We start from the raw sequence: 21516 nt of genomic DNA on the forward strand, positions 1-21516 counted from the left end.
AGGGAAAACCCCGGCGCCTCGCCCCGGCCCGCGGCCACGATGGCCGTATGACGACATCGAGGGCCGACCAGGTCTCCCACACCGCCCGGGCCCAGTCCTTCAACGCGGTCGCCGCGCAGTACGCGGACCACCGCCCCACCTATCCGCCCGCCCTGTTCGACGCGATCGAGGAGCTGACCGGCCGCCCGCTCGCGGGGTCCCGGGTGGCGGACGTCGGCGCCGGTACCGGCGTGGCCACCGCCCGCCTGCTCGAGCGCGGCGCGCACGTCGTCGCCGTCGAGCCCGGCGAGGGCATGGCGGCGGAGTTCCGCCGCCGCCTCCCCGGCACCCCGGTCGTCCGCGGCGACGGCGACGCCCTCCCCCTCGCCGCCCACAGCACCGACCTGATCACCTACGCCCAGTCCTGGCACTGGACCGACCCCGCCCGCTCCGTCCCGGAGGCGCTGCGGGTGCTGCGCCCCGGCGGCGCCCTCGCCCTGTGGTGGAACACCAGCGCCCTCGACGTCCCCTGGATCGCGGAGGCGTCCGCCCGGGCCGGCCGCCACTTCGGACGGGACTTCTCCCGCGAGCAGAACGACCTCGACGCCGCCACCGCCGACCCCTCCGGCCGGCTGGACTTCGCACGCCGCACCGTCCGCTGGAGCCGCCGCGTCCCGATCGACACGCACCTGGCCAACCTCGGCAGCCATTCGCTCTTCCTCGTCCAGAGCCCCGACCGCACCGCCGCCCACCTCACCGAGGAGCGCCGCCACGTCCTCGACGTCTTCCCGGACGGGATCGTCGAGGAGACCTACGTCGTCGTCCTCCTCCTCGCTTCCGCGCCGCCCGCGGCTTGACGCGCCCGCGCCGCCGGGAGGAGTATTCATCACATGATGAATTACTCCTCCCGGCCCCCGGAGGAGCCGGCCGTGCACGCCCAGGACCTCACCGTCGTCCGGGGCTCCCGCCCCGTGCTGCGCGGCCTCGGCTTCACCGTCCCCCGCGGCCGCATCACCGGCCTCCTCGGCCCCTCCGGCTGCGGCAAGTCGACGCTGATGCGGGCCGTCGTCGGCACCCAGGCCAAGGTCACCGGCACCCTCGACGTCCTCGGCCGCCCCGCGGGCCACCCCTCCCTGCGCACCCGCATCGGCTACGTCACCCAGGCCCCGTCCGTCTACGACGACCTGACCGTCCGCCAGAACCTCGACTACTTCGCCGCGATCCTCGACCCGGGCAAGGCGGGCGCCGACCGCCGCCACGACGTGGAACGCGTCCTCGCCGACGTCGACCTCACCAGCCACGCCGACTCCCTCGCCGGCACCCTCTCCGGCGGCCAGCGCAGCCGCGTCTCCCTCGCCGTCGCCCTCCTCGGCACACCCGAGCTGCTGGTCCTCGACGAACCCACCGTCGGCCTGGACCCCGTCCTCCGCCGCGACCTGTGGCAGCTCTTCCACCGCCTCGCCGAGGACCGCGGCGCCACCCTCCTCGTCTCCTCCCATGTGATGGACGAGGCCGAGCGCTGCCACCGGCTGCTCCTCATGCGCGCGGGTGAGGTCCTCGCCGAGGGCGCCCCCGAGGCCCTGCGCACCCGCACCGGCGCCGACACCGTCGAGACCGCGTTCCTCCGCCTGGTCGACGAGGCCGCCGCGGCCGCACATACCGAGGAGTCCACCCGATGACCGCAGCCGGCGCCCTCAGCCTGCCGCGCACCACCGCCACCGCCGCCCGGGTCCTGCGCCAGCTCCGCCACGACCCGCGCACCATCGCGCTGATGATCCTCGTCCCGTGCGTGATGCTCTTCCTGCTCCGCTACGTCTTCGACGGCAGTGCCCGCACCTTCGACACCATCGGCGCCTCGCTGCTCGGGATCTTCCCGCTGATCACGATGTTCCTGGTCACGTCGATCGCCACCCTGCGCGAACGCACCTCCGGCACCCTGGAACGCCTGCTCGCCATGCCCCTCGGCAAGGGCGACCTGATCGCCGGCTACGCCCTCGCCTTCGGCGCCGTCGCGGTCGTCCAGTCGGCCCTCGCCACCGGTCTCGCGGTGTGGTTCCTGGACCTCGACGTCATCGGCAGCCCCTGGCTGCTGCTCCTGGTCGCCCTGCTCGACGCGCTCCTCGGCACCGCCCTCGGCCTGTTCGTGTCGGCGTTCGCGGCGTCCGAGTTCCAGGCGGTGCAGTTCATGCCGGCGGTGATCTTCCCCCAGCTGCTGCTGTGCGGTCTGTTCACCCCACGCGACGCCATGCACCCGGTCCTGGAGGCGATCTCCGACGCCCTCCCCATGTCCTACGCCGTCGACGCCATGAACGAGGTCCTCCGCCACGCCAACCTCACGACGGCCTTCGTCCGCGACATCACCGTCGTCGCGGGCTGCGCCCTCCTGGTCCTCATCGTGGGCGCGGCCACGCTGAAACGCCGCACTGCGTGACTCCGGCCGTCCGCCCACCGGACAACCGAGCCCCCACCACTCTCCGGATGGGACAATCACCACCAGGACGACCCACCCCCGGAGGGCACCCTCAGCCATGACCCAGAAAGTCGCAGTCCTCGGCGCCGGCAAGATCGGCGAAGCCCTGCTCAGCGGAATGATCCGCGCCGGCTGGTCCCCCGCCGACCTCCTGGTCACCGCCCGCCGCCAGGAGCGCGCCGACGAGCTCCGCACGCGTCACGGCGTCACCCCGGTCACCAACCAGGAAGCCGCCAAGACCGCCGACACCCTGATCCTCACGGTCAAGCCGCAGGACATGGGCACCCTCCTCGACGAGCTCGCCCCGCACGTCCCCGCCGACCGCCTGGTCATCAGCGGCGCGGCGGGCATCCCGACCTCCTTCTTCGAGGAGCGTCTCGCCGAGGGCACCCCGGTCGTGCGCGTCATGACCAACACCCCCGCCCTCGTCGACGAGGCCATGTCGGTCATCTCCGCCGGCCGCCACGCCACCGCGGACCACCTCGCGCACGCCGAGGAGATCTTCGGCGCCGTCGGCAAGACCCTCCGCGTCCCCGAGTCCCAGCAGGACGCCTGCACGGCGCTCTCCGGCTCCGGCCCGGCGTACTTCTTCTACCTGGTCGAGGCGATGACGGACGCCGGCATCCTGCTCGGCCTGCCCCGCGACAAGGCGCACGACCTGATCGTGCAGTCCGCGATCGGCGCCGCGACGATGCTCCGCGACAGCGGCGAACACCCCGTGAAGCTGCGGGAGAACGTCACGTCCCCCGCCGGCACCACCATCAACGCCATCCGCGAACTGGAGAACCACGGCGTCCGCGCGGCCCTCATCGCCGCCCTGGAGGCGGCCCGCGACCGCAGCCGCGAGCTCGCCTCCGGCAACAACGGCTGACCCCGCAGGCCGCGGCCGGTCGTCACCGCGCCGCGGCCACCACCTCCTCGGCCGGCAGCAGGCCGATCGCCCGGTAGGCGGCGTCCACGGTCGGCCGCGCCATGCCCCGCGCCCGCTCGGCCCCCTCCCGCAGCACGCCCTCCAGATAACCCGGATCTGCGCACAGCTCCTGGTGCCGCTCCCGCAACGGCCGCAGCACCTCGATCACCGCGTCCGCCGTGTCTCTCTTCAGCGCGCCGTACCCGTCGTAGGACCCCGCCAGCTCTTCGGGATCACCGCCGGTGCAGGCCGCCAGGATCTCCAGCAGATTGGCGAGCCCCGGCCGCGACTCCCGGTCGTACACGACCTCGCTCCCGCTGTCGGTCACGGCGCGCATGACCTTCTTCCGCACCACGTCCGGCTCGTCCAGCAGATAGACGATCCCCGGCCCGGTGTCGTCGCTCTTGCCCATCTTCGAACCGGGGTCCTGAAGGTTCATCACGCGCGCCGCCACCGCCGGGCTGGTCGCCCGCGGCACGACGAACGTGTGCCCGTACCGCTGGTTGAACCGCACCGCGAGATCCCGCGCCAGCTCCACGTGCTGCGTCTGGTCGTTCCCGACCGGCACCTCGTCCGTCCCGTACGCCAGGATGTCCGCCGCCATCAGCACCGGATACGTCAGCAGCGACAGCCGCACGCTCCCGCCCCGCCGCTGCTCACGCGCCGCCTTCTCCTTGTACTGGATCATCCGGCGCATCTCGCCGTCCGTGGCCACGCACTCCAGCAGGTACGACAGCCGGGCGTGCTCGTCCACATGGCTCTGCACGAACACCGTGCACCGCTGTGGATCCAGCCCGGAGGCCAGCAGCAGGGTGGCGGCCTGCCTGCTCAGCCGGCGCACCCGCGCCGGATCGTGGTCCACGGTCAGGGCGTGCAGGTCGACGATGCAGAACAGCGCGTCCGCCCGGTACTGGTCGACCGTGGCCCACCGCCGCATGGCCCCGAGGTAGTTCCCCAGCGTCAGATGTCCGGTCGGCTTGATACCGCTGAAGACCCGAGTCATCACTTCTCCCTCTCCTGTGGAGCGTCGAGGCCGCTGTCCGGGGCGGCCGCCCCTCGAGCTCCGGGGGGAGAAAGCAGAACGGCCGCCGAGGCGGCGGCCGTGGGTGCATACGCAGGACGACCGCCGTCAGGCGGCCCACCAGAACTGGCTGTGCGTACGCGTCGTCATGCCCACGAGACTACGCCCCCGGGGCGGGGGACCGCAGCGAGTTGACACGGACCTGGGGGATCCGTACTGTTCTCCGAGTTGTCCGACGTGAGCACCGACTCCGGTCGGCCCCGGACAGCCATCCCGTGAGCACCACTACTGATCGACGTCAGCAGTCTGTCTGCCGGCGCGTCATTGTCGTGCGTATTCACGGAATGAGGAATCCGCACCCGAAAGGGAGCAGGACCCCGATTAGGTCGGGAGCCGGGAATCCGCTAAAGTCTCACTCGTCGGAACGGCCCGCAACGGCCGGAAAGACAAACCCCGCTGACCGGGGGTCAGGTCGAGAAAAAGATCTGATAGAGTCGGAAACGCAAGACCGAAGGGAAGCGCCCGGAGGAAAGCCCGAGAGGGTGAGTACAAAGGAAGCGACCGTTCCTTGAGAACTCAACAGCGTGCCAAAAGTCAACGCCAGATATGTTGATACCCCGTCCATCCGGTTTCGGATGGTCGAGGTTCCTTTGAAGAAAACACAGCGAGGACGCTGTGAACGTCGGGACTATTCCTCCCGATGTTCCGCTCTCGTGATGTGTGCACCCGATCACGGGTAAACATTCACGGAGAGTTTGATCCTGGCTCAGGACGAACGCTGGCGGCGTGCTTAACACATGCAAGTCGAACGATGAACCACTTCGGTGGGGATTAGTGGCGAACGGGTGAGTAACACGTGGGCAATCTGCCCTGCACTCTGGGACAAGCCCTGGAAACGGGGTCTAATACCGGATACTGACCCGCTTGGGCATCCAAGCGGTTCGAAAGCTCCGGCGGTGCAGGATGAGCCCGCGGCCTATCAGCTTGTTGGTGAGGTAATGGCTCACCAAGGCGACGACGGGTAGCCGGCCTGAGAGGGCGACCGGCCACACTGGGACTGAGACACGGCCCAGACTCCTACGGGAGGCAGCAGTGGGGAATATTGCACAATGGGCGAAAGCCTGATGCAGCGACGCCGCGTGAGGGATGACGGCCTTCGGGTTGTAAACCTCTTTCAGCAGGGAAGAAGCGAAAGTGACGGTACCTGCAGAAGAAGCGCCGGCTAACTACGTGCCAGCAGCCGCGGTAATACGTAGGGCGCGAGCGTTGTCCGGAATTATTGGGCGTAAAGAGCTCGTAGGCGGCTTGTCGCGTCGGTTGTGAAAGCCCGGGGCTTAACCCCGGGTCTGCAGTCGATACGGGCAGGCTAGAGTTCGGTAGGGGAGATCGGAATTCCTGGTGTAGCGGTGAAATGCGCAGATATCAGGAGGAACACCGGTGGCGAAGGCGGATCTCTGGGCCGATACTGACGCTGAGGAGCGAAAGCGTGGGGAGCGAACAGGATTAGATACCCTGGTAGTCCACGCCGTAAACGGTGGGCACTAGGTGTGGGCGACATTCCACGTCGTCCGTGCCGCAGCTAACGCATTAAGTGCCCCGCCTGGGGAGTACGGCCGCAAGGCTAAAACTCAAAGGAATTGACGGGGGCCCGCACAAGCGGCGGAGCATGTGGCTTAATTCGACGCAACGCGAAGAACCTTACCAAGGCTTGACATACACCGGAAACGTCCAGAGATGGGCGCCCCCTTGTGGTCGGTGTACAGGTGGTGCATGGCTGTCGTCAGCTCGTGTCGTGAGATGTTGGGTTAAGTCCCGCAACGAGCGCAACCCTTGTCCCGTGTTGCCAGCAAGCCCTTCGGGGTGTTGGGGACTCACGGGAGACCGCCGGGGTCAACTCGGAGGAAGGTGGGGACGACGTCAAGTCATCATGCCCCTTATGTCTTGGGCTGCACACGTGCTACAATGGCCGGTACAATGAGCTGCGATACCGCGAGGTGGAGCGAATCTCAAAAAGCCGGTCTCAGTTCGGATTGGGGTCTGCAACTCGACCCCATGAAGTCGGAGTCGCTAGTAATCGCAGATCAGCATTGCTGCGGTGAATACGTTCCCGGGCCTTGTACACACCGCCCGTCACGTCACGAAAGTCGGTAACACCCGAAGCCGGTGGCCCAACCCCTTGTGGGAGGGAGCTGTCGAAGGTGGGACTGGCGATTGGGACGAAGTCGTAACAAGGTAGCCGTACCGGAAGGTGCGGCTGGATCACCTCCTTTCTAAGGAGCACTTCTAGGCTGCCTCGGCAGTCCAGAGGCCAGTACATCGGCGAACGTCTGATGCTGGTTGCTCATGGGTGGAACGTTGACTACTCGGCACGGTCCAGGATGGACCAGGCGCTAGTACTGCTCTTCGGGGCGTGGAACGCTGATCTGGTCGGCTGACTGTGTCGGGCACGCTGTTGGGTGTCTGAGGGAATGATCTTCCTTCAGTGCCGGCCCCAGTGCACTCGAGCGTCATGTTCGGGGTGATGGGTGGTTGGTCGTTGTTTGAGAACTGCACAGTGGACGCGAGCATCTGTGGCCAAGTTTTTAAGGGCGCACGGTGGATGCCTTGGCACCAGGAACCGATGAAGGACGTGGGAGGCCACGATAGGCCCCGGGGAGTCGTCAACCAGGCTTTGATCCGGGGGTGTCCGAATGGGGAAACCCGGCAGTCGTCATGGGCTGTCACCCTTGCCTGAACACATAGGGCAAGTGGAGGGAACGCGGGGAAGTGAAACATCTCAGTACCCGCAGGAAGAGAAAACAACCGTGATTCCGGGAGTAGTGGCGAGCGAAACCGGATGAGGCCAAACCGTATGCGTGTGAGACCCGGCAGGGGTTGCGCATACGGGGTTGTGGGATCTCTCTTTCATGGTCTGCCGGCCATGAGACGAGTCAGAAACCGTTGATGTAGGCGAAGGACATGCGAAAGGTCCGGCGTAGAGGGTAAGACCCCCGTAGTCGAAACGTCAGCGGCTCGTTTGAGAGACACCCAAGTAGCACGGGGCCCGAGAAATCCCGTGTGAATCTGGCGGGACCACCCGCTAAGCCTAAATATTCCCTGGTGACCGATAGCGGATAGTACCGTGAGGGAATGGTGAAAAGTACCGCGGGAGCGGAGTGAAATAGTACCTGAAACCGTGTGCCTACAAGCCGTGGGAGCGTCGCGCAAGGACTTGTCCTTGCGTCGTGACTGCGTGCCTTTTGAAGAATGAGCCTGCGAGTTTGCGGTGTGTTGCGAGGTTAACCCGGGTGGGGAAGCCGTAGCGAAAGCGAGTCCGAACAGGGCGATTCAGTAGCATGCTCAAGACCCGAAGCGGAGTGATCTAGCCATGGGCAGGTTGAAGCGGAGGTAAGACTTCGTGGAGGACCGAACCCACCAGGGTTGAAAACCTGGGGGATGACCTGTGGTTAGGGGTGAAAGGCCAATCAAACTCCGTGATAGCTGGTTCTCCCCGAAATGCATTTAGGTGCAGCGTCGTGTGTTTCTTGCCGGAGGTAGAGCACTGGATAGGCGATGGGCCCTACCGGGTTACTGACCTTAGCCAAACTCCGAATGCCGGTAAGTGAGAGCGCGGCAGTGAGACTGTGGGGGATAAGCTCCATGGTCGAGAGGGAAACAGCCCAGAGCATCGACTAAGGCCCCTAAGCGTACGCTAAGTGGGAAAGGATGTGGAGTCGCACAGACAACCAGGAGGTTGGCTTAGAAGCAGCCACCCTTGAAAGAGTGCGTAATAGCTCACTGGTCTAGTGATTCCGCGCCGACAATGTAGCGGGGCTCAAGCGTACCGCCGAAGTCGTGTCATTGCAGCAGATAGCCCCAACGGGTGCTGTGATGGGTAGGGGAGCGTCGTCTGCCGGGTGAAGCAGCCGCGGAAGCGAGTTGTGGACGGTTGACGAGTGAGAATGCAGGCATGAGTAGCGATTCACACGTGAGAAACGTGTGCGCCGATTGACTAAGGGTTCCTGGGTCAAGCTGATCTGCCCAGGGTAAGTCGGGACCTAAGGCGAGGCCGACAGGCGTAGTCGATGGATAACCGGTTGATATTCCGGTACCCGCTGTGAAGCGTCAAACATCGAATCCAGTGATGCTAAGCCCGTGAAGCCGCCGGCTGAGTCTTCGGACGAGGTCGGAGTGGTGGAGCCGGTGACCCGAGCTGGTAGTAGGTGAGTGATGGGGTGACGCAGGAAGGTAGTCCATCCCGGGCGGTGGTTGTCCCGGGGTAAGGGTGTAGGACGGTGTGTAGGCAAATCCGCACACCATTGAGTCTGAGACCTGATGCCGAGCCGATTGTGGTGAAGTGGATGATCCTATGCTGTCGAGAAAAGCCTCTAGCGAGTTTCATGGCGGCCCGTACCCTAAACCGACTCAGGTGGTCAGGTAGAGAATACCGAGGCGTTCGGGTGAACTATGGTTAAGGAACTCGGCAAAATGCCCCCGTAACTTCGGGAGAAGGGGGGCCACATCCGGTGATGAGCTTTGCGCTCTGAGCTGGGGGTGGCCGCAGAGACCAGCGAGAAGCGACTGTTTACTAAAAACACAGGTCCGTGCGAAGCCGTAAGGCGATGTATACGGACTGACGCCTGCCCGGTGCTGGAACGTTAAGGGGACCGGTTAGCTCCATTTCGGTGGGGCGAAGCTGAGAACTTAAGCGCCAGTAAACGGCGGTGGTAACTATAACCATCCTAAGGTAGCGAAATTCCTTGTCGGGTAAGTTCCGACCTGCACGAATGGCGTAACGACTTCTCGACTGTCTCAACCATAGGCCCGGTGAAATTGCACTACGAGTAAAGATGCTCGTTTCGCGCAGCAGGACGGAAAGACCCCGGGACCTTTACTACAGTTTGATATTGGTGTTCGGTTCGGCTTGTGTAGGATAGCTGGGAGACTGTGAAGTTCGGACGCCAGTTCGGGTGGAGTCGTCGTTGAAATACCAGTCTGGTCGTGCTGGATGTCTAACCTGGGTCCGTGATCCGGATCAGGGACAGTGTCTGATGGGTAGTTTAACTGGGGCGGTTGCCTCCTAAAGGGTAACGGAGGCGCCCAAAGGTTCCCTCAGCCTGGTTGGCAATCAGGTGTTGAGTGTAAGTGCACAAGGGAGCTTGACTGTGAGACCGACGGGTCGAGCAGGGACGAAAGTCGGGACTAGTGATCCGGCGGTGGCTTGTGGAAGCGCCGTCGCTCAACGGATAAAAGGTACCCCGGGGATAACAGGCTGATCTTCCCCAAGAGTCCATATCGACGGGATGGTTTGGCACCTCGATGTCGGCTCGTCGCATCCTGGGGCTGGAGTCGGTCCCAAGGGTTGGGCTGTTCGCCCATTAAAGCGGTACGCGAGCTGGGTTTAGAACGTCGTGAGACAGTTCGGTCCCTATCCGCTGTGCGCGTAGGAGTCTTGAGAAGGGCTGTCCCTAGTACGAGAGGACCGGGACGGACGAACCTCTGGTGTGCCAGTTGTTCTGCCAAGGGCATGGCTGGTTGGCTACGTTCGGGAGGGATAACCGCTGAAAGCATCTAAGCGGGAAGCCTGCTTCGAGATGAGGACTCCCACCTCCTAGAGAGGGTAAGGCTCCCAGTAGACGACTGGGTTGATAGGCCGGATATGGAAGCACGGTAACGTGTGGAGTTGACCGGTACTAATAGGCCGAGGGCTTGTCCTCAGTTGCTCGCGTCCACTGTGTTGGTTCTGAAACCACGAACAACCCCATGCCATGGTCACGGCATGCCGGCGGTTGATTGTTTCATAGTGTTTCGGTGGTCATAGCGTAGGGGAAACGCCCGGTTACATTCCGAACCCGGAAGCTAAGCCTTACAGCGCCGATGGTACTGCAGGGGGGACCCTGTGGGAGAGTAGGACGCCGCCGAACAATTCTTGAATAGGAAGCCCCCGTGCCATTCGGCACGGGGGCTTTCTGCGTTTAGGGTCAGGTCCATGCGCTATGACCTCGTGATTTTCGACAACGACGGAGTCCTCGTCGACAGCGAGCCCATCTCCAACCGACACCTCGCCGCCTATCTCACCGAGCTCGGGCACCCCACCACCTACGAGGACTCCATCCGGGACTACATGGGGTCGGCCATGCACCGGGTGCACGACCTGATCGAGGAGCGGACCGGGCAGCGGTTGCCGGCCGACTTCGACGACGTCTTTCACGCCCGTGTCTTCGCCGCCTTCGAGCGGGAGTTGAAGCCCGTGCCCGGAATCGCCGACGTGCTGGAGAAGCTGGCGGCCGACGGGGTGCCGTACTGCGTGGCGTCGTCGGGGAGTCATGAGCGGATCCGGGTCGGGCACCGGGCGGCCGGGCTGGACCGGTACTTCGACGACGGGCGGATCTTCAGCTCGCAGGACGTCGGCCGCGGAAAGCCCGCCCCCGATCTCTTCCTGTACGCGGCCGAGCGGATGGGCACGGCACCTGAGCGGTGTGTGGTCGTCGAGGACAGCCCGCTCGGCGTCCAGGCGGCCGTCGCGGCCGGGATGGACGTGTACGGGTTCACCGCGATGACGCCGGCGGAGAAGCTGAGCGGCGCCACCTGGCTCTTCGGCGACATGCGGGAGTTGCAGCCCCATCTCACAGACGGCGTCGACGCCGGAAACTGAGCACGATTCATCTTTGACCGGATCTACCCACCGGTACCCCCGAGCCCTACGCTCGCCGCCATGACTGATGTGCTGCGGCGCGGCAGGGCCTCGCTGGCGTTCAGCTTCCTGGTGCAGGGCGTCGCCTTCGCGCTGCTCGTGACGCGCATCCCGGGCATCCAGAACCGGTACGGAGTCTCCGACGGCATGCTGCCCGTCTTCCTCGCCGCCGTGCCGATCCTGGCCGGCATCGGCAGCGTCTCCACGGAGCGGCTGGTGCGGCGGGTGCCGCCGAGCCGCGTGCTGCGGTGGTCCCAGCCGGTCGTGCTGCTCGCGCTGCTGGCCGTCGGGGCGGGGCGGCAGATGGCCGTCCTGGCCCTGGCGCTGGCGGCGTTCGGGCTGGCCGTGGGGGCGCTGGACGCCTCGATGAACATGCTCGGGGTGAGTCTGCAGCGGGCGTACGGGCGCAGCATCATGCTGAGCTTCCACGCGGCGTACAGCCTGGGCGGGATCGTCGGGGCGTCGCTGGCCTGGGTCGGGGCCCACTTCGGGCTGGCGCTGTGGGTGTCGTACCTGCCGGTGGTGCTGGTGCTGCTGCCGGCCGCGCTGGTGGGCAGCCGGTGGTACGTCGACGGGGAGGCGCAGGCGCCGGAGGAGAAGGGCGCGGAGGCCGGGGCGGGCGGTGGGCTGAAGTGGCTGCTGCCGCTGTGTCTGGTGATGACGGTGGCGTACATCGGGGACTCCACGGTCTCCAACTGGAGCGCGAAGTACCTCCAGGACGTGCTGGGCAGCTCCGAGCAGATGGCGACCGTGCCGTACAACGTGTACATGGTCACCACGCTGCTGGGGCGGACGGTCGGGGACGCCGGGGTGCGGCGGTTCGGCGCCGTGGCGGTGGTGCGGGCGGGGGCGCTGGTGGCGGCGGCCGGGTTCGCCGTGGTGGCCGGGGCGCCCGGGGCGTGGACGGGGATGCTCGGGTTCACGCTGCTGGGGCTCGGGCTGTGCGTGCTGGTGCCGCAGACGTTCGCGGCGGCGGGACGGCGGGCGTACGAGACCGGGCGGCCGGGGGCGTCGGACGCGGCCGTGGCGCGGCTGAACGTCTTCAACTACGTGGGTTTCCTGATCGGTTCGCCGCTGGTGGGGGCACTGGGGGATGCGTGGAGCTACCGCGGGGCGATGCTGGTGCCGATGGTGTTGATGCTGGTGACGCTCCTGCACGCCCGTTCGTTCGCGGCGGGGGCCGACCGATACGGTGGCGGGCATGAGCGGCCGCGCACAGCTGATGTGGGACGAAGCAGTAACGGGCTATGACTTCGGCCGGGACCACCCGATGGACCCGGTCCGGCTGGCGCTGACCCGCAGCCTGGTCGGCGCCCTCGGTCTGGACCGTGACGTGAACGTGGTCGCGGCGAAGGCGGCGGGGGAGTCGACGCTGCGGCTCGTGCACCGGGAGGACTACATCGACGCGGTGCGGGCCGCGTCGGCCGATCCGGGGTCGGCGGACCCGTCGTACGGGCTGGGGACGATCGACGATCCGGCGTTCGCGGGGATGCACGAGGTGTCGGCGCTGATCGCGGGGCAGTCGGTGGGCGCGGCCGAGGCGGTGTGGCGGGGTGAGGCGCTGCATGCGGTGAACTTCGCGGGCGGGCTGCACCATGCGATGCCGGGGGCCGCGTCCGGGTTCTGCGTGTACAACGACGCCGCGCTGGCGATCGCGCGGCTGCTGGAGCTGGGTGCGGAGCGGGTGGCGTACATCGACGTCGACGTGCACCACGGGGACGGGGTGCAGGCGGCGTTCTGGGAGGATCCGCGGGTGCTGACGATCTCGTTGCACGAGCATCCCCGGACGCTGTTCCCGCAGACCGGGTGGCCCGAGGAGACGGGCGCCGCGAGCGCGGAGGGCAGCGCGGTGAACGTGGCGCTGCCGGCGGGCACCGGGGACGCGGGATGGCTGCGGGCGTTCCACGCGGTGGTGCCGGAGCTGATCGCGCACTTCCGGCCGCAGGTGCTGGTGACGCAGCACGGGGCCGACACGCACTTCGAGGACCCGCTGGCGCATCTGGCGGTGTCGCTGGACGCGCAGCGGGCGGTGCAGCTGGCCTGTCATGAGCTGGCGCACGAGCACGCCGACGGCCGGTGGGTGGCGCTGGGCGGGGGTGGCTACGCGGTGGTCGAGGTGGTGCCGAGGTCCTGGTCGCATCTGGTGGCCATCGCGGCCGGGCGGCCCGTGGAGCCGACGACGCTGGTGCCCGACGAGTGGCGGCGGCAGGTGTACGCGCGGACCCGGGAGCCGGCGCCGCACCGGATGACGGACGGCCGGTGGCCGGTGCCGTGGGCCGCGTGGGACGAGGGGTACGACCCGGCGGACCGGCTGGACCAGGCGATCCTGGCGACCCGGCGGGCGGTGTTCCCGCTGCGGGGTCTGCTGCCCTGACCGTCCCGGGGGCGGGGTGTTACGCCGACCGTGGGGTGTGGGCCGGGTTCCGGTCCGCGGGTGCGGCCGGGTGGCGCACCATCGCGTGTGTGGTGACCGCCGACCGCCTCCGCGCGCATCTTCTTTCGGCCGGGCTCGCCGGGGTGGTGGGCACCAGCCGGGAGGAGAGCCTGCGCAGCTACCGGCTGTTCGCCGCCCGGGACCCGCGGGTGCTGATCGGGCTCGATCCGGTCGGTGCGTGGGGCGAGCGGGAGGTGCTCGCGCTGATGGCCGACCGGTGCGGGGTGGCGGCGGATCCGGGGCGGAGGTCGGGGCCCGAGGTCATCGGTCCGGAGCGTACGCTGGCCGCCCTGGACGCCTGTGCGGGGCGGCTGGCGGAGGCCGCGCGGCGTCGCGTTCCGGTGCTGCTGGGCACCGGGCACCCGCATCGGCTGCTCGGTTTCTACGCCGTGCTCGCAGACGCCTTGTCGGCGGCGGGATGTGAGATTCTCACCCCGGCGCAGGGTCGCTGTGTCGACATAACGACCCGGTTCGGTCTACGCACGGCCGTCCTCGACTACGTCCGGGGGGTCGGGCTGGTCCGGGACGCGACCGCGCAGCGCCCCGGTTGTGAGCCGGGCGCGCACACGCACTCCCCCCTCCCTGTTCGGGCCGCGCTGGCGGCCGCCGCGGACGTCGGCGGGCCGCTGCCCGAGCTGGTGATCGGGGACCACGGCTGGATCTGCGGGGCAGGTCAGCTGGGGTTCGAGAGCGTCGGGCCGGCCGATGTGAACGACCCGGCGCCGTTCGTCGGGGAGGCCGAGGGGGCGGTCTCGGTGGCCGTTCCGGTTGACGACGGTGCGCGGTCCGATTACTACCTGCCGCTGGCCCGCTACGTACTCAATCGAGCGTGTCTGTCACAGTAGGCCGCCGATGGGTGCACCTCTTCCCCACTCGCATCACCCGCCCCTACATTGGGGAGTGAGCACGCAACGACGAAGAGTCACCGGAAGGGGAAGCCGGTGGCCGTCGAGTGCGGAAGGTTCAGGTGTGTCATGGCTGCAGCTGGCGAGAGGCCTCTGAACGAGGTTCAGTTCCTTACCGTGGCGGAAGTCGCCTCGGTGATGCGAGTGTCGAAGATGACCGTGTACCGCCTGGTGCACAGCGGTCATCTGCCCGCGATCCGTGTGGGGCGGTCCTTCCGCGTCCCGGAGCAAGCGGTACACGAGTACCTCCGCGACAGCTACGTGGGGGTGGAAACGGCCTGACGGCGATCCGGGAGGGCCCGTATCGGGCACTCATGGGCCTTCCCGGTCACCTCGATTACGACCTCAGCGCTCGGGCGGGTAGGCTGACCCCTCGAAGGTCGTGTGGGCCCATGGCGCCCAAACACCGAGTGATGAGAAGTGAGCGAGGGTAGTCGTGGGCTCTGTTATCAAGAAGCGGCGTAAGCGGATGGCCAAGAAGAAGCACCGCAAGCTGCTCAAGCGCACGCGCGTCCAGCGTCGCAACAAGAAGTAAGCGACAGCGCGAGAGCGTGTCCCAGTGGCCCCCCACCGCGATTCGGTGGGGGGCCACTGCCCGTTGGTACGCCGCCGCCTTGGTACGTCCGGTGTACGTCCCGGGGATGTTGTCACTTCATGTATCCGCTCGGCGTCACAGAGCGACGGCGACCCGATAGGTTGGCCGTGGGCAGCAGGGTGAGAGGAAGGCGCTGATCTTGGGGAAGGTCGTGCTCGTGACCGGGGTGGCCCGGCAGCTCGGGGGCCGCTTCGTGCGGCGGATCCAGCGGGACCCCGAGGTGGACCGGGTGGTCGCCGTGGACGCGGTGCGGCCCGAGCACCATCTGGGCGGCGCCGACTTCGTCCAGGCGGACATCCGGCAGCCCACCATCGCGCGGGTGCTGGCCGAGTCGGGCGCCGACACGGTCGTCCATCTCGACGTGACGGGCACGCCGCTGGGCGGCGGCGGCCGGGCGTCGCTGAAGGAGACCAACGTCATCGGCACGATGCAGCTGCTCGGCGCCTGCCAGAAGTCGCCGAACATCCGGCGGCTCGTGGTGAAGTCCAGCACCAACGTCTACGGTTCGGCGCCGCGCGACCCGGCGGTGTTCACCGAGTCGACGCCGCCCAAGTCGCTGCCCAGCGGCGGCTTCGCGAAGGACACGGTGGAGGTCGAGGGCTATGTGCGCGGCTTCGCCCGCCGCCGCCCGGACGTCGCCGTGTGCGTGCTGCGGTTCGCCAACATCCTGGGCCCGGCCGCGGACACCCCGCTCGCGTCGTACTTCGCGCTGCCGGTGCTGCCGACGGTGTTCGGCTACGACCCGCGGCTGCAGTTCGTGCACGAGGACGACGTGATCGAGGTGCTGCGGATCGGCGCGCACGAGCCGCGGCGCTCCACCCTCAACAGCGGGACGTTCAACATCGCCGGGGACGGGGTGCTGCTGCTGTCGCAGTGCTCGCGGCGGCTGGGCCGGCCGACGGTGCCGCTGCTGCTTCCCGCGGTCACCTGGGCGGGCTCGCTGATGCGTACGCTGGGGATGTCGGACTTCTCGCCCGAGCAGATCCGGCTGCTGACGCACGGGCGGGTGGTGGCGACGGACCAGATGCGGGAGACGCTGGGTTTCACCCCCAAGTACTCGACTGCCGAAACGTTTGCGGACTTCGTGCGCAGCCGCGGTCCTGGGCTGCTGCCGCCGGAGACCGTCGCGAGGGCCGTCGACCGGATCGCCGCGCTGCCCGTGCCGGGCAGCGGCCATGTGCCGGCGCAGGGCGCCGACTGAGGAGCGCAGCAACGATGGCGGACGCCAAGGTCATTCCGTTCGACGACGACCACCGCTCCCGCGGGAGTGCCGCGTCGCGCCGCCGTGGTGCGGCCGGCCGGCGCCAGGGCGGGACGCGGCCGCCGGCCGCGGTGGGGGAGGTCCAGCCCCTGCCGGGGACGGCCGCGGCGCGGGAGGATGATCCCGTGACCGGTGACGAGGAGCGGCCGCGTGAGCCGGCCGCGGACCGCGAGGGCGGTGACGGCGGCCTGGAGCAGAGGATCGCGAGCGGGCTGGCGTTCCTGCGCCGCCGGCTCACCGGGGACTACGACGTCGACGACTTCGGCTACGACGAGGAGCTCACCGACCAGGTCCTGATGTCGCTGCTGCGCCCGATGTACGAGAAGTACTTCCGGGTCGAGGTGAAGGGCGTCGAGAACATCCCGTCCGAGGGCGGTGCGCTGATCGTCGCCAACCATTCGGGGACGGTCCCGGTGGACGGGCTGATGATGCAGGTCGCCGTGCACGACCACCATCCGGCCGGGCGTCATCTGCGGCTGCTGGCGGCGGACCTGGTGTTCGTGCTGCCGGTGGTGAACGAGCTGGCGCGGAAGCTGGGGCACACGCTGGCCTGCGCGGAGGATGCCGAACGGCTGCTGGCGCAGGGCGAGTTGGTCGGGGTGATGCCGGAGGGCTTCAAGGGCATCGGGAAGCCGTTCTCCGAGCGGTACAAGCTCCAGCGGTTCGGGCGGGGCGGGTTCGTGTCGACGGCGCTGCGGCACGGGGCGCCGATCGTGCCGTGCTCGATCGTCGGGGCGGAGGAGATCTACCCGATGATCGGCAACGCGAAGACGCTGGCGCGGCTGCTGGGCTTCCCGTACTTCCCGCTCACGCCGACGTTCCCCTGGCTGGGGCCGCTGGGGGCGATTCCGCTGCCGACGAAGTGGACGATCCAGTTCGGGGAGCCGATCCCCACGGACGGGTATCCGCCGGAGGCGGCGGAGGACCCGATGCTGATGTTCAACCTGACCGACCAGGTGAGGGAGCAGATCCAGCACACGCTGTACAAGTTGCTGGTGCAGCGGCGGTCGGTGTTTTTCTGAGCGGCCGGAGAGGTGAGCCGTGGGCGCCCCTCGGTTGTGCGGAGGGGCGCCCTTGGTGTTACTCCTGGTCCTCCGCCTCGATGCCCAGACCCGGGAGGAGCCCGGGCAGGAGGGGTGGGAGCGTGACGTCGGAGCCGGGTGGGCGGGTGGCCGAGTCCGTCGGCGGCGGCGTGCTGCTCTGGCCGCTCTCCTGGGGCGGGTCGAGGAGGCCGCCGGTGTTGCCGCCGAGCAGGCCGTCCTTCTCGCCCTCGGCGTCGGCGGAGCCGGTCGGTCCCGCGCTGCCCTCCTCGCCCGTGCCGGAGCCGTCCCGTCCGGTGCCGGGGGACGTCGAGGGCTCGGCCGTCGACGGGGCGCCGGTGTCCGTGGCCGAGTCGCCGCGCCGCTTCCCGTCGTCCGCCTCGTCGCTCGGCGACCGGGGCAGCAGGGACTGCAGCGGGGCGACGTCTTCGTCTATGGCGTCGAACACCGAGGTGACCTGCTCACTGACGTCGCCCAGTTGCACGGGCAGCCGGTCGCGCAGGTTGCCCCAGGTGTCGCGGTGGGCGCGGGAGAAGGAGGAGAGCGCCTGCATGGGGCCGAGGGAGTCCGGGTTGCGCTCGTAGGCCTCGCGGAGCAGCCGGTGGCCCTCCGAGGCGTCGTGCCGCATGCCGGACAGGGCGCGGCGGATCTCGCTCAGGGACTCGTGGTCGAGGGAGCCGGCGCGGTCGCGCTCCATCAGCCGGCGGGCCTCGTTCAGCCGGGTGGAGGCGTGGTCGAGGTAGACCCGGCCCCGCTCGTCGTCGCCGTCGGCGAAGGTGAGCTTGACGTCCTCGATGCCGCGCTTGAGTCCGTAGAGGGAGTCGCCGGGGAGGGCGTCGGAACTGGCGGCGGCGACTCCGCCGAGGGCGCCGGCGGCGACGCCGACGGTGAGCCCGCCCGCGGTGAGCCCTTTGGCCAGCCTCGACCGCGGCCGCAGTCTGCCCAGCGGGGTCGCCCGGTGGGCGCCCTTGGCGCGGCGCGAGCGCTGTTCGGGAACGGCCCGGTCCGTCGCCTCGCCTGCGGCGGTGCCCTCCTGGAGCATGGCCTCGAACGCGGCCACCAGCTGGGCTCGCTGGACGACCTTCACCTCAGGGTCCAGTTCCGGCCGGGGCAGCGCGCTCAGACCGGAGGCCAGCGTGAGCAGCTGGGCCTGTTCGGTCTCGGCGGCGGCCGCGGCCGGTGCCGGTCCTTCGGTTCGCTCGGCCGCCGTGCCCCGGTCGGACTGCTCCTCCAGGGCCTGGGCGAAGGCGTTCGCCCGCCGGTGCGCCGATACGTTCGCGATCACTGGCGGCACCTCCTCTCGTCATGACGGTCGACTCCCCAGGGGGTCTGAGGGTTCCCATGCCCGGACGACGCCACACGATCGGGTGAGCGGGGCCGGTCAGGGGGTGACCACAGGGAGCCTGTATCCCGCACAACGACGGGCGCGGCACTTGGGTTACGGACATCGGTAGTCCGATCGAGGATTCCAACCGGGTTTCACTCAGGGTGGGTTGAGTGTCGCTCGCTGTGCTCCGTCCGGTGGACGGGCCGGGTCAGCGGGCGTCGTCCGGGAGGAGCCGGGCGAGGGTGCGGACGGCCCGGTACTGGAGGGTCTTGATGGCGCCCTCGTTCTTGCCCATGACGCGGGCCGTCTCGGCGACGGACAGCCCTTGGAGGAACCGGAGCGTGACGCACTCCTGCTGTTGGGGGTTGAGCCGACGTACGGCATCGAGGAGGGCGGCGTTGGACAAGGACTCGAGAACGGAATCCTCGGGGGAGCGCTCGACCTCGTTGGCGTCGAGCATCTCCCCGGTGGTGACCTCGAGGCGGAAGCGGCTGGACTTGAAGTGGTCGGCGACGAGGTTGCGGGCGATGGTCACCAGCCAGGCGCCGAAGTCCCGGCCCTGCCAGGTGAAGGTGCCGATGCGGCGCAGCGCCCGCAGAAAGGTCTCGCTGGTGAGGTCCTCGGCGGTCGCCTTGCCGCCGACGCGGTAGTAGATGTAGCGGTAGACGGTGTCGCTGTACTGGTCGTAGAGCCGTCCGAAGGCCTCCGCCTCGCCGGCCTGGGCGCGCTCCACGAGGTCCATCATCCGGGCGCTGTCGCTGTCGGCGGCGGGACGGCGGGCAGCGGGAGCGCCGGACGGGCGTCCTCGTCTGCCGACCGCGGCCGTGCCCTCGGCGAGGGCGTAGCACGGGCCGGCGGGGACGGCGGCGAATGCGGGGACGGCGTGCGCGGGGGGGACGATTCCGCGCAACATGTCTCGGGCTGTCGCGACTGTCGCGCGCAGCGTAGCCAGGCCCGAGGCGTCAACCCCGACGTGTGGGTACACGGGACTCCCAGAGGCAGAGCTTCCATCACGTGCAGTGCGGGGCCGTTCACCCGTCGTGGCGAAGGGCTGGTCCCGGAATGCGTCTGAGGAGAATAACGCTTCGTACAGGCTCTGCTACACCGAGTTGCTCAAATCGTCGATTACGTCGCTTCCGTAACCGATTGACGCATGTTCAGGGATGAGGAGCTGACCGATTGGTGACCGGAAGCTTTCGTATTCGGGATAAGTCCAGGGCGAGTTGTGGCCGTGTGCAGCCAAGAGGACTGCTCGGGCCCGTTGCGGGGTACGGCAGTCGGTTCGGGGCGTGTCGCGGCCGCCCGGTCACTGCGGGCACCCGCGCGGCGGAACGTCAGCGGCGTTTGCGGTGCAGGGCGATGGCGGCGGCCGTGCCCCCGGCCACCGCGCCCACGCCGGCCGCGGCCGGGATGCCGACCTTGGCCGCCTTGCGGCCGGTGCGGTAGTCGCGCAGCCGCCAGTCCATCCGGCGCGCGTGCTTGCGCAGCTTCGAGTCCGGGTTGATCGCGTAGGGGTGGCCCACCAGCGACAGCATCGGGATGTCGTTGTGCGAGTCGCTGTAGGCGGCGCAGCGGCTGAGGTCGAGCCCTTCGGCCAGGGCCAGCGCGCGGACCGCCTCCGCCTTGGCGGGGCCGTGCAGCGGTTCGCCCACGAGTTTGCCCGTGTACACGCCGTCGACCGACTCGGCGACGGTGCCCAGGGCGCCGGTCAGGCCGAGGCGGCGGGCGATCACCGTGGCGATCTCCACCGGGGCGGCGGTGACCAGCCACACCCGCTGGCCCGCGTCGAGGTGCGCCTGGGCCAGCGCCCGGGTGCCGGGCCAGATCCGCTCCGCCATGTACTCGTCGTAGATCTCCTCGCCGATGGACTGCAGCTCGGAGACGCGGTGGCCCTGGACGATGGAGAGCGCCGAGTCGCGCGCCTCCTGCATGTGCTCGGGATCCTCCACGCCGGCCAGCCGGAACCACGCCTGCTGCCAGGCGAACCGGGCCAGCTCGCGGGTGTCGAAGAACTTCCGCTTGTACAGGCCCCGCCCGAAGTGGAACAGGGCGGCGCCCTGCATGACGGTGTTGTCCAGGTCGAAGAACGCGGCGGCCCGTTCGTCACCGGGCACCGGGAACGCGGGTTCGCGTTCGAGAACTTCCTGGGTGGACTTGCGGGCGGCCTCCGCCGAGGCCTCGCCTGCCAACACGCTCCGCGCCGTGGCGGAGCGCCTACGGGGAGTGAGCCATCCGAGAGCGGCCATGGCGTGAGCATAGCCAGTGCGCACGCCCGTTCCGGAGCCGAGAGGTCGCCACGTCGTGAACTCTGTGTGTCCCGGGCGGTGACCCGGCCTTGTCCCGCACGGGACAATGGCCCGTATGAGCCCTCTCTTCCGCCGCGCCGGGCCCCCGCGGGACCGGCTCGTGACGCTGATCCGCAAGCCCGGCTGCCATCTGTGCGACGACGCGCAGGTGGTGGTGGAGAAGGTGTGCTCCGAGCTCGGGGTCCCGTGGGAGCGGAAGGACATCACCGAGGACCGGGAGCTGTACGACCGGTACTGGGAGCAGATCCCCGTGGTGCTCGTCGACGGACGGCAGCACACCTTCTGGCGCGTGAACGAGGACCGTCTCCGCAAGGCTCTGAGTGACTGACCGGTCAGTTCAATCTGGCGGAAATTCGCTTAGGATCGATGGTGACTTGGTCTCGGGGGCGGGATTCGCAGAGGAGAGTGTGCGGTTTTGCCCCTGGAAGCTAAGGAACGGCGGTGCAGGCGCGCCGGTTCCCCGTGCGCGCGCGGGGGGCGCGTGACCCCGGTCACGTTGGCCGGGCAAAACGGACACAATCTTTGTGCACGCGTTCACAAAGACATAGCCTGCATTCGACGGGGCGGTCCGGGGACGTATGACCGCCTGAAGCCC

At 68.3% G+C, this 21516-nt stretch carries 17 protein-coding genes and 3 rRNA genes; 16 read left to right on the forward strand and 4 right to left on the reverse strand.

Features of this window, described 5'->3' with window-relative positions; translation table 11 throughout:
• Positions 1–47: 47 nt before the first annotated feature.
• The 4 genes from ACP7TJ_RS18135 to proC all read left to right on the forward strand — a co-directional run bounded on the left by ACP7TJ_RS18135 (position 48) and on the right by proC (position 3320).
• Positions 48–836, forward strand: a complete 789-nt coding sequence (locus ACP7TJ_RS18135; protein ID WP_427763882.1) for a class I SAM-dependent methyltransferase — start codon at positions 48–50, stop codon at positions 834–836.
• Positions 837–869: 33 nt separating this feature from the next.
• The gene (locus ACP7TJ_RS18140; RefSeq protein ID WP_427763885.1) at positions 870–1658 is read left to right on the forward strand and encodes an ABC transporter ATP-binding protein; all 789 of its coding nucleotides are present in this window, start codon (positions 870–872) and stop codon (positions 1656–1658) included.
• Positions 1655–2410 (forward strand): ABC transporter permease, encoded by a 756-nt coding sequence (locus tag ACP7TJ_RS18145; protein WP_167741104.1) that lies wholly within the window; start codon positions 1655–1657, stop codon positions 2408–2410. The genes ACP7TJ_RS18140 and ACP7TJ_RS18145 overlap by 4 nt, the downstream gene beginning before the upstream one ends.
• Before the next feature lie 97 nt (positions 2411–2507).
• Positions 2508–3320 carry a pyrroline-5-carboxylate reductase gene (gene proC / locus ACP7TJ_RS18150; RefSeq protein ID WP_167741103.1) on the forward strand — a complete coding sequence of 271 codons (813 nt, stop codon included), beginning with the start codon at positions 2508–2510 and terminating at the stop codon, positions 3318–3320.
• 22 nt (positions 3321–3342) lie between these two features.
• Here proC and trpS read toward each other — a convergent pair whose 3' ends face one another.
• Positions 3343–4362, reverse strand: coding sequence for a tryptophan--tRNA ligase (trpS, locus tag ACP7TJ_RS18155; protein WP_193457668.1), 1020 nt, complete (start codon positions 4360–4362; stop codon positions 3343–3345).
• Positions 4363–5123: 761 nt separating this feature from the next.
• Between trpS and ACP7TJ_RS18160 the strand changes: the two genes are divergently transcribed.
• The 11 genes from ACP7TJ_RS18160 to ACP7TJ_RS18210 all read left to right on the forward strand — a co-directional run bounded on the left by ACP7TJ_RS18160 (position 5124) and on the right by ACP7TJ_RS18210 (position 17270).
• Positions 5124–6650, forward strand: a 16S ribosomal RNA gene (locus ACP7TJ_RS18160).
• 302 nt (positions 6651–6952) lie between these two features.
• Positions 6953–10076, forward strand: a 23S ribosomal RNA gene (locus ACP7TJ_RS18165).
• Between the two features lie 90 nt (positions 10077–10166).
• Positions 10167–10283: ribosomal RNA gene (rrf, locus tag ACP7TJ_RS18170) — 5S ribosomal RNA — on the forward strand.
• Together the 16S, 23S and 5S rRNA genes form the textbook arrangement of a ribosomal RNA operon.
• Positions 10284–10348: 65 nt before the next feature.
• Positions 10349–11014 (forward strand): HAD family hydrolase, encoded by a 666-nt coding sequence (locus tag ACP7TJ_RS18175; RefSeq protein WP_167745145.1) that lies wholly within the window; start codon positions 10349–10351, stop codon positions 11012–11014.
• Between the two features lie 60 nt (positions 11015–11074).
• Entirely contained in the window at positions 11075–12304 is a 1230-nt protein-coding gene (locus ACP7TJ_RS18180) for an MFS transporter (RefSeq protein ID WP_367549742.1), read from the forward strand.
• Positions 12255–13427, forward strand: coding sequence for an acetoin utilization protein AcuC (locus ACP7TJ_RS18185; protein WP_093765293.1), 1173 nt, complete (start codon positions 12255–12257; stop codon positions 13425–13427). The genes ACP7TJ_RS18180 and ACP7TJ_RS18185 overlap by 50 nt, the downstream gene beginning before the upstream one ends.
• 89 nt (positions 13428–13516) lie before the next feature.
• Complete coding sequence (locus tag ACP7TJ_RS18190) at positions 13517–14332, forward strand: phosphatase (protein ID WP_367496472.1); 816 nt, start codon at positions 13517–13519, stop codon at positions 14330–14332.
• A gap of 129 nt (positions 14333–14461) precedes the next feature.
• Positions 14462–14674 carry a helix-turn-helix domain-containing protein gene (locus tag ACP7TJ_RS18195; protein ID WP_121791081.1) on the forward strand — a complete coding sequence of 71 codons (213 nt, stop codon included), beginning with the start codon at positions 14462–14464 and terminating at the stop codon, positions 14672–14674.
• Between the two features lie 154 nt (positions 14675–14828).
• Positions 14829–14927, forward strand: coding sequence for a 30S ribosomal protein bS22 (locus ACP7TJ_RS18200; RefSeq protein ID WP_003948845.1), 99 nt, complete (start codon positions 14829–14831; stop codon positions 14925–14927).
• 199 nt (positions 14928–15126) lie between these two features.
• A complete protein-coding gene (locus ACP7TJ_RS18205; protein WP_093765294.1) occupies positions 15127–16188 on the forward strand; it encodes an NAD-dependent epimerase/dehydratase family protein in 1062 nt (353 codons plus the stop codon).
• A 14-nt stretch (positions 16189–16202) separates the two neighbouring features.
• Positions 16203–17270 carry a lysophospholipid acyltransferase family protein gene (locus tag ACP7TJ_RS18210; protein WP_093765295.1) on the forward strand — a complete coding sequence of 356 codons (1068 nt, stop codon included), beginning with the start codon at positions 16203–16205 and terminating at the stop codon, positions 17268–17270.
• 58 nt (positions 17271–17328) lie between these two features.
• Here ACP7TJ_RS18210 and ACP7TJ_RS18215 read toward each other — a convergent pair whose 3' ends face one another.
• The 3 genes from ACP7TJ_RS18215 to ACP7TJ_RS18225 form a co-directional block, all read right to left on the reverse strand.
• Positions 17329–18573: a DUF5667 domain-containing protein gene (locus ACP7TJ_RS18215; protein ID WP_093765296.1), complete on the reverse strand. Its 1245-nt coding sequence runs from the start codon at positions 18571–18573 to the stop codon at positions 17329–17331.
• Positions 18574–18823: 250 nt separating this feature from the next.
• On the reverse strand, positions 18824–19600 hold the full coding sequence (locus tag ACP7TJ_RS18220; RefSeq protein ID WP_031022504.1) for an ECF subfamily RNA polymerase sigma factor, BldN family: 777 nt from the start codon (positions 19598–19600) through the stop codon (positions 18824–18826).
• A gap of 349 nt (positions 19601–19949) precedes the next feature.
• Positions 19950–20861, reverse strand: a complete 912-nt coding sequence (locus ACP7TJ_RS18225; protein WP_093765297.1) for an HAD family hydrolase — start codon at positions 20859–20861, stop codon at positions 19950–19952.
• A gap of 106 nt (positions 20862–20967) precedes the next feature.
• Between ACP7TJ_RS18225 and ACP7TJ_RS18230 the strand changes: the two genes are divergently transcribed.
• Positions 20968–21249, forward strand: a complete 282-nt coding sequence (locus tag ACP7TJ_RS18230) for a glutaredoxin family protein (RefSeq protein WP_189911845.1) — start codon at positions 20968–20970, stop codon at positions 21247–21249.
• The last annotated feature ends 267 nt before the right edge of the window (positions 21250–21516 follow it).

The organism is Streptomyces sp. DSM 41931 (assembly GCF_050271085.1).
Lineage (GTDB): Bacteria > Actinomycetota > Actinomycetes > Streptomycetales > Streptomycetaceae > Streptomyces > Streptomyces albogriseolus.